The sequence below is a fragment of the Rhizobium sp. WSM409 genome (assembly GCF_057653825.1).
Window position 1 is genome coordinate 3388602 of the sequence record NZ_CM172794.1, and the last position, 14060, is coordinate 3402661.

Consider the following 14060-nt stretch of genomic DNA (forward strand, 5'->3'; position numbering starts at 1 on the left):
GTCCGGTACTCTACCGAACCATCCTCCACAGTGACCCGTGAGCTTAATCCTCAAACGGATCGGTCACAAGTATCGTGTCATCCCGCTCCGGGCTGGTGGAAAGGAGCGCGACGGGTGCCCCGATCAGCTCTTCGACCTGGCGAACATATTTGATCGCCTGTGCCGGCAGATCCGCCCAACTGCGGGCGCCGACGGTCGATTCCTTCCATCCCTCCAGGGTGACGTAGATCGGTTCGACCCTAGCTTGCGCTCCCTGGCTTGCGGGAAGATGATCAATCTGTTCGCCGTCGAGCATATAGCCGACGCAGATCTTCAATTCCTCGAGACCGTCGAGCACGTCGAGCTTGGTGAGCGCGATGCCCGTGATGCCGTTGGTAGCGACTGACTGGCGCACAAGTGCCGCGTCGAACCAGCCGCAGCGGCGCTTACGCCCCGTCACAGTACCGAACTCATGCCCCTTCTCGCCCAGGAACTGGCCAATTTCGTCGGTGAGCTCGGTCGGGAACGGGCCTTCGCCGACGCGCGTCGTATAGGCCTTGGTGATGCCGAGAATGTAACCGAGCGAGCCGGGCCCCATGCCGGAACCGGCTGCCGCCTGGCCGGCCACCGTGTTCGAGGAGGTCACGAAGGGATAGGTGCCGTGATCGATATCGAGCAGGCTGCCCTGCGCGCCTTCAAAGAGGATGCGAGCACCCTTGCGGCGCTCCTTGTCGAGGAAGAGCCAGACCGTATCACGGAAAGGCAGCACCCGATCGGCGATCGAGGTCAGCTCGTCCATGATCGTCTGGTGGCTGACTTCGGCAACGCCGAGGCCGCGGCGAAGCGCATTGTGATGCGTCAGAATACGGTCGACCTTGCCGGAAAGACTCTCGATATCGGCAAGATCCATGACGCGGATGGCGCGGCGGCCGACCTTGTCTTCATAGGCCGGGCCGATGCCGCGGCGCGTCGTGCCGATCTTGGTGCCGCTGTTCGACGCCGCATCCTCGCGCATCGCGTCGAGCTCGCGATGCAGCGAAAGAATGAGCGTCGCATTGTCTGCAATGCGCAGATTGTCAGGCGTGACCGTCACGCCCTGTGCCTCCAGCCGGCCGATCTCGGCGATCAGCGCATGCGGATCGACGACGACGCCGTTGCCGATGACGGCCATCTTGCCCGGGCGCACGACGCCGGACGGCAGCAGCGAGAGCTTATAGCTCGTGCCGTCGATGACGAGCGTATGGCCGGCATTGTGTCCGCCCTGATAGCGCACGACAATATCCGCACGCTCCGAAAGCCAGTCGACAATCTTGCCCTTGCCTTCGTCACCCCATTGCGAACCGACCACGACTACGTTCGTCATCCAACTCTTCCTGTTACCGGCGCGGAACCGCGCACCTGCTCAAACCCGCGCATCTATAAAGCTTTGTTTTTTGGAAAGCGACCCTGTTGTCACAGCAGATTGGGCTTTTTACGTGACAAATCAGCAGCCGGCAGGCTATTTCCCGTCACAAAACGCCGCGCTCGGCGATCGCGGAAAGACGGGAAGAACGCTCTTGCAAGCCACGGCCTATATTTGCCTCGTTATCGCCACCCTCTGCTGGGGCGGCAACTCCGTCGCCGGCAAGCTCGCGCTCGGGCATATCAGCCCGATGATGCTAACCTTCCTGCGCTGGTTCCTTGCCGTCGCGATGATCGCCGCAATTTCGCTACCGCAACTGCGGAAGGACTGGCCGGTGGTGAGGAAGAACCTGCCGCTGCTCCTCTTCTACGGCGTCATCGGCTACACCCTTTTCAACGCTATGCTTTATTCGGCCGTGCAATATACGACGGCGATCAACGTCGCCATCGAGCAGGCCGGCATCCCGATGCTGATCTTCCTGCTGAATTTCATGTTCTTCCGTACCGGCATCTCGCTGGCGCAATGTCTCGGTTTCGGCATGACGCTGATCGGCGTCGCTCTGACCGCCGCGCATGGCGACCTCGCAACGCTGCTGCAACTCAGCCTCAACCGCGGCGACGGGCTCATGCTGATAGCCATTGCCGCCTATTCCGTTTACACGATCTTCCTGCGCTGGAAGCCGCCGCTCGACTGGCGCACGCTGATGGCGGTCCCGGCGCTCGGCGCCATGCTGACCTCGCTGCCGCTGCTCCTCTGGGAGGCCGGCCGGGGTGCCGCGCAGTGGCCGGACCAGGCCGGCTGGGTCATCACTCTCTACACGGCGATCTTCCCCTCGCTGGTGGCACAGATCCTCTATATCAAGGGCGTCGTCGCAATCGGCGCCAACCGCGCCGGCCTCTTCATCAATCTCGTGCCAGTGTTCGGAACGCTGCTCTCCGTCGCCCTGATCGGCGAGCAGCTGCAGTCTTTCCATGTAATCGCACTGGTACTGACCTTGGGCGGCATTGCCATCGCCGAAAAGGGCCGTCCCAAAGCTTCGTCGCCGACCGTGCCCGCCTCACCCGTGGATTAAAGCCTTCCCGGTCGGGAAAAGGCTTTAACCAAGCTCCAGCGTCGTCACGCCGAAGACGTGCTTCAGCGGAATGGCCGGCGCCGACCCGCGATACATGCGTGTCGTCTCGAACACCGGTTGAAGACCGATGCCTTCGGCAAGCGCGACCGCCTCGTGGTTCTCTGCGGGAATATCGATGAAGACCGCGGCCCCCTTCGCCTCGGGGATCAATTCGGCAAGCAACGCCGCGGCGCTGTCGGCATCATTGGCAAAGAGCGGGCCGACCTTGTAGCCCTCGTAGCAGCGGCGGATCGTGGCGTAACCGCGGATCTTGCCGCTCTTGCGCACCACCGCCGAACGGCGGCCCCTGCGGCCGGTGCACCAGGAGGTGAGGAAGGCATCCCGCGGCTGCGGAAAGATCGCCGAATCATAGCGCTGCAGGCCTTCGAGGCGTGAATCCAGCACCGGCTGCGCGACAAGCGTCGAGACCGGCAAGGAGGTGGCGACGCCGCCGTAGCGAATGGTGGAATAGGCTGGCTCGAAGCCGGCCTTGCGGTAGTTGTCCTGCTGTGCGGCGACGCCGTCGAGACCGATCGTGCGGTCTCCCGCGCTGGCAATGCCCGTCTCCCAGATCGCCTTGCCATAACCCTTGCCGCGAAAATCAGGATGGACGATGTAAAGGCCCAGGAAGGCGAAACTCTCACCATATTTGACGACCGAGATCGAACCGACGGGGACTTCGCCGATGGAGCCGACGAAAAATCCTGACGGATCGGCCTCGAGGAATGCAAGCGAATCGTCGAGGCCAGGGTTCCAGCCTTCCTGACGCGCCCATTCGAGCACGAGTTCCAGTTCGCCGGGCCGCATCGAACGAACGGCAAATTCCGAATTCATGCGACTTTCCTAGATTAAATGTCCCGCAAGTCCATCCCGGCAACGGCAAAGCAATTGTCGGGCCCCAGCTCCCGATTGCACCTGCGAACGATGGAGAGCCGCGCTCATGGACTTGACGACGCGTATAATCATTTTTCGATGCAATACAGAAAGCTTCGTTTCCGCATTACCATGAAACAATGCCGTTGCAAGCTCAAGAAAATTACTTGCACGCCAATTATCTTCCTGCGGATGCGAATAAAAAGCCGCGCCGAAAAGAGACCGCCTGCGAATTTGAAAGACGAGAGAAGCGTTCGTCCAAAATCACCTCCGCGACGCGGCAAAAACCGGGAGCGATGACAGTCGCCAGCGGACGGGTCGCCGGCCGTTCAGTTGCCCATCGCGGTCTTCTGCTTTTCGATTCGGCTCGTCATCGATGAGAACAGACGATCTGTCTCCGCCGCCGGTGCGGGATAACCGAACGCATAGCCCTGCAGGCCGTCGCAGCCGAGTTGCGCCAGCACGACGGCATGCGCCTCGGTCTCGATGCCCTCGGCGATCACCTCGACATCGAGTGCCTTGGCGATTTCCACGATCGAACCCACCACGCGCCGCTGTTCGGCCGAGCTGACGACCTCGGTGACGAGTTGCCGGTCGATCTTCAGCCGTTTCGGCCGCAGCTTGACGAGACCGATGAGCGAGGCATGACCGGATCCGAAGTCGTCAATCTCGATGTCGATGCCCATCTGCTTGATACCGCCGATATGATCGAGCAGTTTTTCGTCGCTGTCGTCGAGGAAAATCGTTTCGACCAGTTCGAAGACGATCACGCCGGGCGGGATATCGAGCTTCCACAGCTTGTCGAGCAGTGCCGGATCGGCAAGCCGCGACGCCGAGATATTGACGGCGATGCGCGGAACCGCAAGGCCGCGCAACAGCCAGAACAGCCGGTCTTCGAGAACGCTTTTGAGGATCGCCGCGTCGATCTCCGCCGCAAGTCCGTGCTCATCGGCAATCTTCAGGAATACCCCCGGAGCGAGCACGCCCTTCTCCGGATGTTTCCAGCGCGCCAGCGCCTCGAAGCCGATGACCTCCCGCGTCCGGGCGTCGAGCTGCAGCTGATAATAGGGAAGGATCTCACCGCGCTCCAGCCCAAGCTTCAACTCTTCGGCGAGGCGACGCTTGGAGCGCAGATCCTCCTGCAATTGCCGCGTGAAGAATTCGACGCGGTTGCGCCCGAGCTTCTTGGCCTGGTAGAGCGCCAGGTCGGATTCGGCCAGCAGGTTGCGCGCACGCCGATCGCCGCTCCAGGAAACGCCGATCGAGGCGCCGGATTGCAGCATCTCCTGGCCGAAGCGGATCTTCTTCCGCAGCCGACGCTGGACGTCCTCGGTGATCAGCTTCAGCTCAGTGAGATCGGCGAAATTGACCAGTACGATGACGAATTCATCGCCGCCAACGCGGGCGACCACGCCATTTGCAGGAATGGCGGCGGTGATTCTAAGTGCTGCGGCCCTGAGAACGGCGTCGCCAGCGGCATGACCGTGGCTGTCGTTAATCTGCTTGAACTGGTCGAGGTCAAGATGCAGCACGGCAAGCGTCGTGATGCTTTTGTCGGCTGGCAACTCCGCCAGCCGCTTGTCGAGAAGGCGCCGGTTCGGCAGGCCGGTGAGATAGTCATGATCGGCGACATGCTCGATGCGGGCATTGCTTTCCTCGAGCGCCAGCGCCCTCGCCTCGGCCACCACCTTTTGCCGCGCCAGTTCCGCGTTGAGCAGTATGTCGGCCGTCACATCCCATTCGGCGCCGATGAAGGAAGGCAGACCCTCCGCATCGACATAGAAATGCGCGCGCGAACGCAAATGGCGGATTTCACCGCTCGGCAGCACGATCCGAAATTGCGAATTATAGGCGCCGCGCGTCGTTATCGCCTGCTCGAAGTCGCGTTCGGCCCGCTCGCGATCATCGGGATGGATGGCATCCGACCAAAGCGATGCCGGCACCAGCCGGCACGTCTCGCCGGTCTCGTAGAGACGATGCATCTGTGCATCCCACAAGATCCCGTCCTGCTCGATGCTGTGCTCCCAGACACCGATCTGGGATGCATCGAGAGCGAGTTCGAGCCGACGCAGAAGATCCTGGAACTCCCGTTCGGATCGTGTGGCTTTGATCTCTGGCAACGCGGTCCCAGCCTTAGAAGCTTGCATAACGGCAATATGGTCTCAAGCCGGCATTAATGAAGCCTTGTGCTGATGACCGAACTAATGACTAGGTGAACTGTTCGTTACGACTTTCCCCTTTTGGATCAAAGGACTTGCAGTCTGCGGCACCTTTAAGATCAGTGGTTGTGCCGCGGCGGGTTTTTTGCGATCTGGCGGAATTCCGCCGCTCCCTCCAGCACCGCGCCGTCCGACAATTGCGTCACCGAGCGGCGGTAGATCTGCTGCCACGGCGTCGCATCCGCCGGCACTGGCGGGATGCCGTCGCCCTTGCGCCGTTCGATCTCGGCGTCCTCGACCAGCATGTCGCAGCGCCCGTGGTTGAAGTCGATGCGGATGATATCGCCGGTACGAAGCCAGGCGAGGCCGCCTCCCGCTGCACTCTCCGGCGAGGCGTTGAGGATCGAGGGACTGTCCGCCGTGCCCGACTGGCGGCCGTCGCCGATCGTCGGCAGGCTGCTGATGCCGCGCTTCAGGAGATGATCCGGCGGCTGCATGTTGACGACCTCAGCCGAACCCGGCCAGCCGATCGGCCCGGCGCCGCGGATGGCGAGGATGGTGTTTTCGTCGATACCGAGTTCGGGATCGTTGATGCGCTTGTGATAGTCCTCGGAACCGTCGAAAACCACCGCCCTGCCCTCGAAGACGCCTTCGTGCCCGGGTTCCTCAAGGTAGCGCCGGCGGAAATCCTCCGAGACCACGCTCATCTTCATGATCGCGAAATCGAAGAGATTGCCTTTGAGAACGAGGAAGCCCGCCCGCTCCTTCAGCGGCTCAGCGAACGGCTTGATAACCTCGCGGTCGCGCGCTTCCTTGCCCTCTAGGTTCTCGGCGATCGTCCTGCCCGTCACCGTGCGACAGTTGCCGGCGAGCTTTCCGGCCTGCAGCAACTCCCACATGATCGCCGGCGTACCGCCGGCACGATGAAAGCGCTCTCCGAGATAGGCGCCCGCCGGCTGGACATTGGCCAGCAGCGGGATATCGAAACCATGTACCTGCCAATCGTCGGGATAGAGTTCGACGCCGGCGTGCTTCGCCATCGCGGCCAGATGCGGCTGCGCGTTGGTCGAGCCGCCGATCGCCGAATTGGTGCGGATCGCATTCAGGAAAGCCTCGCGCGTCAGGATATCCGACGGCTTCAGATCCTCGAACACGATTTCGACGGCGCGTCGCCCGGTGCGGTAGGCCATCTGGCCGCGTTCGCGGTAAGCGGCCGGAATGGCGCCACAGCCGGTCAGCGAAAGGCCGAGCGCCTCGGCCAGCGCATTCATCGTCGAAGCGGTGCCCATCGTATTGCAGTGGCCGACGGAAGGCGCAGAATCGAGCGCCGCCTGCAGAAATTCCTCCCGATCGATCTCGCCTGCCGCATATTTCCGCCGCATCCGCCAGATCACCGTCCCGGAGCCCGCCAGCTCCCCCTCGTGCCAACCGTCGAGCATCGGCCCTCCGGAGAGCACGATCGCCGGAATATCGACCGTCGAAGCAGCCATGATCGCTGAAGGCGTGGTCTTGTCGCAGCCGGTGGTCAGCACGACACCGTCGAGCGGATAGCCGTAGAGGATTTCGACGAGGCCGAGATAGGCGAGATTGCGGTCGAGTGCGGCCGTCGGGCGCTTGCAATTCTCGAAGATCGGATGCGTCGGAAACTCGATCGGAATGCCGCCGGCATCGCGGATGCCGTCGCGCACCCGCTTGGCAAGCTCGACATGCACTCTGTTGCAAGGCGTGAGATCGCTGCCGCTCTGGGCAATCCCGATGACCGGCTTGCCGGAGCGCAGTTCTTCCGGCGTGATGCCGTAATTCATGAAGCGCTCCAGATAGAGCGCTGCCATGTCGATATGATCGGGATTGTCGAACCAGTCCTGCGAACGCAGGCGCCGCTTCGGCGAATGGCTGTCCGTCACTGTTTTTCTCCCGGCCGGGCATTCTTCTCTTCGAGATGGAGGAGCAGGCCACTGTGATCCTTTTCGCCATTGCCATTGGCGACGAATTCGCTGAATTCGGCATGCACCGCCGCCGTCAGCGGCAGCGTCAGCGACAGGGTCTTGGCCGTCTCCATGGCGGCGTTCAGATCCTTCAGCTGGTTGCTGGACGAACCGCCTGGGGTAAACTGCCGCTCGACCATGCGCTTGCCGTGCAGCTCAAGGATACGGCTCTCGGCAAAGCCGCCGCGAATGGCGTCGCGGAAGGCGGCCTGCGAGCCGCCGCCCGCTTCGATCAGCATCATCGCTTCGGCGACGGCGCCGATCGTCACGGCGACGATCTGCTGGTTGGCAAGCTTGGCGAGCTGGCCTGCCCCGCTCGGACCGACGCGGGTCACCCGCCCCATCGGCGCAAAGATATCCGCAAGCCCGTCGATCACGTCCTTGTCACCGCCCGCCATGATCGCAAGCGTACCCGCTTCCGCCCCGACGACGCCGCCTGATACCGGCGCATCGACGTGATCGACGCCGCGTTCGGCAAGCCTTGCAGAATGGTCGCGGGCGAAATGCGGGGCAATCGAACTCATGTCGATGACCGTTGTGCCAGACGTCATCGCATCGACCGCTCCGCGGTCGAACAACACGTCCTCCACCGCCTCGGCGTTGGTCAACATGGTGATGACGACGTCGGCGCCCGAGACGGCATCATCAGGTGTTTTCGCGCAGACCGCGCCGTCTTCCGCAAGCGCCTCGGCCTTGCTGAGATCGCGATTCCAGACGGTGACGGCAAAACCCGCGCCCAGCAGCCGGCGAGCCATCGGCGCGCCCATCAGGCCGGTGCCGAGAAAGGCGATCCGCCTGCCGTCATGACCTTCTCTCGAACTCGTCATTCAGTCCTCCCAACTGTTGTCCGTCTTTGATAGTCTCCTCGCCCATCGTTGCAAACCGTTTTGACGGACGTAACGCATTTTTGTCATATGCCCTGGAGGGCGTCGTCCGAAGGCCGCGCGCACTTCGGCATCATGCCTTGAAAACGATACGGGCGAGAACCGAAGTTCCCGCCCGATTTACCCGACAAAGGAAGGTTGAATTCCGTTTATTCCGCCGCGAGCCGGATGACCTCCGCCTCTTCTTCCTTGTGTTCGTCCGGCTTGTGCTGGACGAGCGGACGGTTACCCGTCAGCCGCCGTAGCAGCACGTAGAACACCGGCGTCATGAAGATGCCGAAGAAGGTCACGCCGATCATGCCGGAGAAGACCGCGACACCCATGGCCGCGCGCATTTCCGCGCCGGCGCCTGTAGAGACGACGAGCGGCACGACACCCATGATGAAGGCAAGGGAGGTCATGAGGATCGGGCGAAGGCGAAGGCGGCTGGCCTCGATTGCGGCCTCCCGCGGTGTTCTTCCCTCGAACTCCAGTTCGCGGGCGAATTCCACGATCAGGATCGCGTTCTTCGCCGATAGACCGACAAGCACCACAAGACCGATCTGGGTGAAGATGTTGTTGTCTCCACCGGTGAGCCAGACGCCGGTCAGCGCGGCCAGCACGCCCATCGGCACGATCATGATGATCGCAAGCGGCAGCGTCAGGCTTTCATACTGGGCGGCCAACACGAGGAAGACGAGCAACAGTGCCAGGGGGAAGACGACGATGCTCGAATTGCCGGCCAGGATCTGCTGATAGGTCAGATCCGTCCATTCGAAGTCGATGCCCGCAGGCAGGGTCTCGTGAAGGATCTTCTCGATTGCCGCCTGCGCCTGGCCGGACGAAAAGCCCGGTGCCGGACCGCCGTTGATATCGGCGGCAAGGAAGCCGTTGTAGCGGTTCGCGCGTTCCGGACCGGTGCTCGGCTCCACCTTCAGAAGGGCCGAAAGTGGGATCATCTCACCCGATGCCGAACGGACCTTCAACTGGCCGATATCTTCCGGCTGGGCGCGGAATTTCGCATCGGCCTGCACACGGACGCTGTAGGTGCGGCCGAAGGCGTTGAAGTCGTTGACATAGAGCGAACCGAGATAGATCTGCAGCGTCTGGAAGACGTCGGTGACGGAAACCCCGAGCTGCTCGGCCTTGGCACGGTCGAGATCGGCATAGAGCTGCGGCACGTTGATCTGGAAGCTGGAGAACAGCCCGGCGAGTTCAGGCGTCTGGTAGGCCTTTGCAAGCACGGCCTTCGTGGCTTCGTCGAGCGCCTGGTTGCCGAGGCCGGCACGATCCTCGATCTGCAGCTTGAAGCCGCCGGTCGTGCCGAGACCATTGACCGGCGGGGGCGGGAACATGGCGATGAAGGCATCCTGGATGACGCCGAACTTCTGGTTCAGCGCCATGGCGATTGCGCCGCCCGAGAGATCAGGCGTCTTGCGCTCCTCGAAGTCCTTCAGCGTCACGAAGACGATGCCTGCATTCGAGGAGTTGGTGAAGCCATTGATCGACAGGCCCGGGAAGGCGATCGCATTGGCAACGCCCGGCTGCGCCAGCGCGATGTCGGTCATCCGTTTGATGACGTCTTCCGTGCGGTCGAGGCTTGCGGCATCCGGCAGCTGGGCGAAGCCGATCAGATACTGCTTGTCCTGCGATGGCACGAAGCCGCCGGGAACAGTACTGAAGAGACTGTAGGTCGCACCGACCAGTGCCAGATAGATCACCATGACGATGCTCTTGCGCGACAACAGCCCGCCCACGCCCTTGCCGTAGGCATTCGAGCCCGCGCCGAAGACACGGTTGAAGCCGCGGAAGAACCAGCCGAAGATGGCGTCCATGAACCGCGTCAGCCAATCCTTCGGCTGATCATGGCCCTTCAGGAGAAGGGCTGCCAGTGCCGGAGACAGGGTGAGTGAGTTGAAGGCCGAGATGACGGTCGAGATTGCGATCGTCAGCGCGAACTGGCGGTAAAACTGACCCGACAGGCCGGAGATGAAGGCAAGCGGCACGAAGACCGCGACGAGGACCAGCGCGATCGCGACGATCGGACCGGAGACTTCCTTCATTGCCTTGTAGGTGGCAGCCCGCGGCGACAGGCCATGCTCGATATTGCGCTCGACGTTTTCGACCACCACGATCGCGTCGTCGACGACGATACCGATCGCAAGCACCAGGCCGAACAGACTGAGCGCGTTGATCGAGAAGCCGAAGACATACATCACCGCGAAGGTGCCGATGATCGATACCGGAACCGCGATCAGCGGGATGATCGAGGCGCGCCACGTCTGCAGGAACAGGATGACGACGAGGACGACCAGCGCAATGGCCTCGAGCAGCGTGTCGATGACCTTCTCGATCGAGGCACGCACGAATTTCGTCGTATCGTAGACGATCTCGTACTTGACGCCCTCAGGCATGGCGAGCTGCAACTGATCCATGGTCGCGTTCACATTGTCCGCGATCTCGATCGCGTTCGAACCCGGCGCCTGCAGCACAGCAACTGCGACGGCCGGCTTGCCGTCAAGCAGCGAACGCAGGGTGTAGTCCGCAGCACCGAGCTCGATGCGGGCGACATCGCGAAGGCGGGTGATCTCGCCACTGGCGCCCGTCTTGACGATGATGTTGCCAAATTCCTCAGGCGTGCGCAGGCGGCCCTGGGCATTGACGTTGAGCTGCAGGTCCACACCCGGTTGGCTCGGCGATGCGCCGATGATACCGGCGGCGGCCTGGATGTTCTGGGAGCTGATCGCGCTGCTGATGTCGCTGGCGGCAAGATTGTGCTCGGCGGCCTTCTGCGGGTCGATCCAGACACGCATGGAATAGTCGCCGGCGCCGAAGACCTGCACCTGACCGACGCCTGCAATGCGGGCGAGCCGATCCTTGACGTTCAAGGTCGCGTAGTTGCGGAGATAGGTGATGTCGTGACTGTTCCCGTCAGAGACGAGGTTGACGACCATAATGAAGTTGGGCGAACTCTTGACTGTGGTGATGCCGAGCGAACGGACTTCCGCCGGCAGGCGCGGTTCGGCCTGCGAAACGCGGTTCTGCACGAGCTGCTGCGCCTTATCAGGGTCGGTGCCGAGCTTGAAGGTGACGGTGACGTTGAGCACGCCGTCCGATGTCGCCTGGCTAGCCATATAGAGCATGCCTTCGACGCCGTTGATCTGCTCTTCGAGCGGCGTTGCCACCGTTTCGGCGATGACGCTTGGGTTGGCGCCGGGATAGGTGGCGCGCACGACGATCGACGGCGGCACGACCTCCGGATATTCGGAAATCGGCAGCGCGCGCAGGCCGATCAGGCCGGCGACCAGGATGAGGACCGAAAGAACACCGGCAAAGACCGGGCGGTCGACAAAGAATCTGGATATGTTCATATCAAAGCCCTCTCCGGGGTGAACATGGATGCAAAGTCCCTCTCCGGCGGTTTGGGAGCCGCCGGCGGGTCATATCATTTCGGGTATTGGCCCTCCCCCTGAGGGGAAGGCGAAGTCTTTACTGCGCGGTCGCAACCTTCTCTTCCATCTGAGGCGCGACGACTGCGCCAGGACGGATGCGCTGCAGACCGTTGACGACGATCTTCTCGCCGACGTTCAGGCCGCTTTCGACCACCCGCTGGCCGTCGGCCAGCGTGCCGAGCTGGACCTGCCGATAGGCGACCTTGTTCTCGCCATCGACGACGAAGACGAACTTCTTGTCCTGGTCCGTGCCGACGGCGCGGTCGCTGATGACGATCTTGTTCTCGGCCTTCGGCTGGCCCATGCGCACCCGCACGAACTGGCCGGGGATGAGACGCCCGCCCGGATTATCGAAGACGGCGCGAACGCCGATCGTGCCGCTTGATGCATCGACCTCGTTGTCGATCAGCTGCAGCTTGCCTTTGATCGGCGTGCCGCTGTCGGTCAGCGTGCCGACCTCGACCGGGATCTGCTCGACGGCAGGCAGGGCGCTATCCGTCTGCGGAAGCTGGGCAAGCGCGCGCGTCACCATCTCTTCGCTCGCGTTAAAGCTCGCATAGATCGGATCGACGGAAACGAGCGTCGTCAGCGCCGGCGAGGTCGAACCGGCGGCGACAAGGTTACCGGCGGTCACCTCGATCTTGCCGATGCGGCCGGAAACCGGAGCTCGCACCTGCGTATAATCGAGATCGAGCTGGGCTGACTGCAGTGCGGCCTGCGCCGAACGCAGCCCCGCCTGAGCCTCGGCCAGCGAACTCAGGCGCTGATCGAGATCACTCTGGGAGATGGTGCGGTTGTCGGAAAGCCTGCGGCCGCGGTCGAGTTCAGTCTGCGCCAGGCTGACCTTGGCTTCGGCCGAAGCGACCTGGCCTTGCGCCTGCGCCACGCTCGCCTGGTAGGGGGCCGGGTCGATGGTGAAGAGCAGGTCACCCTGCTTGACCAGCGCCCCTTCACGGAAAGCCACCGACAGGATGGCGCCGGCAACACGGGAACGCACCTGCACCCGGTCGACGGCTTCCAGACGGCCGGAGAAACTTTCCCAAGCCGTCACGTCGTGCGCCGCAACGACGGCCACCGTCACCGGCACAGCGGGAGCCTGTGCGGGGGCGGAAGCGGCCGTAGCGGTCGTGCTCATCGGCAGTTCGAAAAACAATGCAGCGCCGGAAACGGACGCAATAAGGCCTATGCCGGCGCCCACAAGGGCCCAGCGCTTCTTTCTGGACGTCATCGGTACTCTCCTTGCGGCTCAAGGCCGCCGAAATATCAGATCTTCTTCAATGCAATTGCGGTTGAACGCTTACGTCCCGAAGGAAGCTTCCGAAATGGTGGCTGACGTTTTCCTGCCAGTCGGGCGCTCCGTCGGATTTCCCACCATAAATCGAGGGCCAGCCCGTCCCGGCGGGAAGGACATGCTGGCGCACACCGACACCGGCCTGCTTCAGGCGGGTACCGTAACCAATTGTCTCGTCGTGCAGAGGATCGTCCTCCGCGGTGAATATCAGCGCCGGCGCGACGCCGGATATGCGCGAACAGAGGCAAGGCGCCGCATAAGGGTGGCAACCGCCTCCGCTCAGATAGTGGCTCCAGCCCTCCGTCCAGCGCTGGCGCATGCCGATGGCTTCGGCCTTGCGGATCGAGGACGTGCCCATGAAGGGATCGAGCAGCGGCGAAATCAGGACTTGGCCGTCGAGCGCGTCCGGCATCTGGTCGCGCGCCTTCAGCGCCACGCCGGCGGCGACATTGCCGCCCGCCTCTTCGCCGGCAACGAAGAGCAGCGACTTGCGGTCGCCGAGACCGGCGCGCTTGTTGGCGAGATAGGTGAAAACGGAGAAGGAAACTTCTAGCGCCTTTGGGAAGAGATTGCCGGAAAGGCTGCTGTAATCGGCGGCAACGACGATGGCGCCGGCCTTGGCGAGGCTCATCGCCACCGGCCGGTCGACGTGTGTGTCGCTATCCAGAAAAGCGCCGCCATGCAGGTAAAGCACGATCGGCGGACCCTTGCCGTAATCAGCGCCCTGGTAGATGCGTGCGGAAACGGGGCCGATGGCCACCTTATCCAGCATCATATCTTTCCATTCCACCGTCATGCTTCCGGTCTCTTCTGTGTCGCCGACAAGCAGACAACGCCTGCCGCTTGCATTTTGTACAAAAAAGATATTGTTATTCCAACCAAGGAATAAGAAGCTATAACGCGATAACACTGTTCCAGATCTCGAACAATGGTGCAACGCAAACT

Annotated in this window: 9 protein-coding genes; 1 reads left to right on the forward strand and 8 read right to left on the reverse strand. The window is 62.4% G+C overall.

Annotated elements, in window-relative coordinates:
• Window positions 1–43 precede the first annotated feature (43 nt).
• Entirely contained in the window at window positions 44–1342 is a 1299-nt protein-coding gene (locus AC25BC_RS16940; RefSeq protein ID WP_012758710.1) for an adenylosuccinate synthase, read from the reverse strand.
• A gap of 193 nt (window positions 1343–1535) precedes the next feature.
• Between AC25BC_RS16940 and AC25BC_RS16945 the strand changes: the two genes are divergently transcribed.
• Entirely contained in the window at window positions 1536–2453 is a 918-nt protein-coding gene (locus tag AC25BC_RS16945) for a DMT family transporter (RefSeq protein WP_012758711.1), read from the forward strand.
• A 24-nt stretch (window positions 2454–2477) separates the two neighbouring features.
• On the opposite strand, the gene AC25BC_RS16950 is transcribed toward AC25BC_RS16945, so the two are convergent.
• The 7 genes from AC25BC_RS16950 to AC25BC_RS16980 form a co-directional block, all read right to left on the reverse strand.
• Window positions 2478–3326, reverse strand: a complete 849-nt coding sequence (locus AC25BC_RS16950) for a GNAT family N-acetyltransferase (protein ID WP_012758712.1) — start codon at window positions 3324–3326, stop codon at window positions 2478–2480.
• Window positions 3327–3694: 368 nt separating this feature from the next.
• Window positions 3695–5512 carry a putative bifunctional diguanylate cyclase/phosphodiesterase gene (locus AC25BC_RS16955; protein WP_128438264.1) on the reverse strand — a complete coding sequence of 606 codons (1818 nt, stop codon included), beginning with the start codon at window positions 5510–5512 and terminating at the stop codon, window positions 3695–3697.
• A 131-nt stretch (window positions 5513–5643) separates the two neighbouring features.
• Entirely contained in the window at window positions 5644–7428 is a 1785-nt protein-coding gene (locus tag AC25BC_RS16960) for an IlvD/Edd family dehydratase (RefSeq protein ID WP_012758714.1), read from the reverse strand.
• Window positions 7425–8336, reverse strand: a complete 912-nt coding sequence (locus AC25BC_RS16965; protein ID WP_012758715.1) for an NAD(P)-dependent oxidoreductase — start codon at window positions 8334–8336, stop codon at window positions 7425–7427. Before AC25BC_RS16965 ends, AC25BC_RS16960 begins: the two co-directional genes overlap by 4 nt.
• Window positions 8337–8542: 206 nt before the next feature.
• Window positions 8543–11743 (reverse strand): efflux RND transporter permease subunit, encoded by a 3201-nt coding sequence (locus AC25BC_RS16970; protein ID WP_012758716.1) that lies wholly within the window; start codon window positions 11741–11743, stop codon window positions 8543–8545.
• A 118-nt stretch (window positions 11744–11861) separates the two neighbouring features.
• Window positions 11862–13052: an efflux RND transporter periplasmic adaptor subunit gene (locus AC25BC_RS16975; RefSeq protein WP_012758717.1), complete on the reverse strand. Its 1191-nt coding sequence runs from the start codon at window positions 13050–13052 to the stop codon at window positions 11862–11864.
• A gap of 46 nt (window positions 13053–13098) precedes the next feature.
• The gene (locus tag AC25BC_RS16980) at window positions 13099–13911 is read right to left on the reverse strand and encodes an alpha/beta hydrolase fold domain-containing protein (protein ID WP_012758718.1); all 813 of its coding nucleotides are present in this window, start codon (window positions 13909–13911) and stop codon (window positions 13099–13101) included.
• Window positions 13912–14060 lie beyond the last annotated feature (149 nt).

Coding starts and splice junctions, on each gene's coding strand:
- AC25BC_RS16950 (WP_012758712.1), bottom strand. CDS start 3,326: ATGAATTCGGAATTTGCCGTTCGTTCGATGCGGCCCGGCGAACTGGAA.
- AC25BC_RS16980 (WP_012758718.1), bottom strand. CDS start 13,911: ATGACGGTGGAATGGAAAGATATGATGCTGGATAAGGTGGCCATCGGC.
- AC25BC_RS16955 (WP_128438264.1), bottom strand. CDS start 5,512: ATGCAAGCTTCTAAGGCTGGGACCGCGTTGCCAGAGATCAAAGCCACA.
- AC25BC_RS16975 (WP_012758717.1), bottom strand. CDS start 13,052: ATGACGTCCAGAAAGAAGCGCTGGGCCCTTGTGGGCGCCGGCATAGGC.
- AC25BC_RS16940 (WP_012758710.1), bottom strand. CDS start 1,342: ATGACGAACGTAGTCGTGGTCGGTTCGCAATGGGGTGACGAAGGCAAG.
- AC25BC_RS16965 (WP_012758715.1), bottom strand. CDS start 8,336: ATGACGAGTTCGAGAGAAGGTCATGACGGCAGGCGGATCGCCTTTCTC.
- AC25BC_RS16970 (WP_012758716.1), bottom strand. CDS start 11,743: ATGAACATATCCAGATTCTTTGTCGACCGCCCGGTCTTTGCCGGTGTT.